We start from the raw sequence: 518 nt of genomic DNA, 5'->3' as shown, positions 1-518 counted from the left end.
AACAAGATGTTTATGAAAAAATCAATCAAAAAGCTGGCTGATCTGCTGCAGGAAAGCTTGCGTGAGGTATTGGCTCACTGTGTGGCCAAAGAGCTGCCAGAGCTGACGCCAAGCGACTTGTCCTTCCAAGGACTGACGGCCGGCGAGCTGGATCATATTGTAGAGCAGACGGCTACTGCCGGAGAACTGGAAAATATTTATTCGTTAACCCCTATGCAAAAAGGCATCCTGTTCCATGGCCTCATGGAGCCGCAATCCGGGGCGTACTTTGAGCAGGCGACATTTGATCTGCAAGGCCGCTTTCAGGTGGAGGCTTTTGCCGAAAGCCTCCATCAGCTGGTGGAACGCCATCAAATATTCAGAACGAATTTTTATAGCGGCTGGAATGAGCAGCCTTTACAGGTGGTGTATCGTCACAAGCACGCCGAGTTCCGGGTTGAAGATGTGCGTTCGATGGAACCAGGAGAGCAGGCCGCATACCTTGCTGATTTTGCGGAGCGTGACAAAGCCGAAGGCTT

The 518-nt window shown here is 51.4% G+C and carries 1 protein-coding gene; it reads left to right on the top strand.

Translation table 11 applies throughout. From position 1 onward, the window contains the following. Positions 1–12: 12 nt before the first annotated feature. Positions 13–518: condensation domain-containing protein (locus tag ABEW32_RS26395; RefSeq protein WP_430193273.1), on the top strand; the 506-nt coding region annotated here is incomplete at its 3' end.

The organism is Paenibacillus jamilae (assembly GCF_050482105.1).
Classification (GTDB): Bacteria; Bacillota; Bacilli; order Paenibacillales; family Paenibacillaceae; genus Paenibacillus; species Paenibacillus jamilae_B.
Note: the sequence above shows the minus strand (reverse complement) of the source record. Positions and strands in the feature narration are given on the sequence as shown.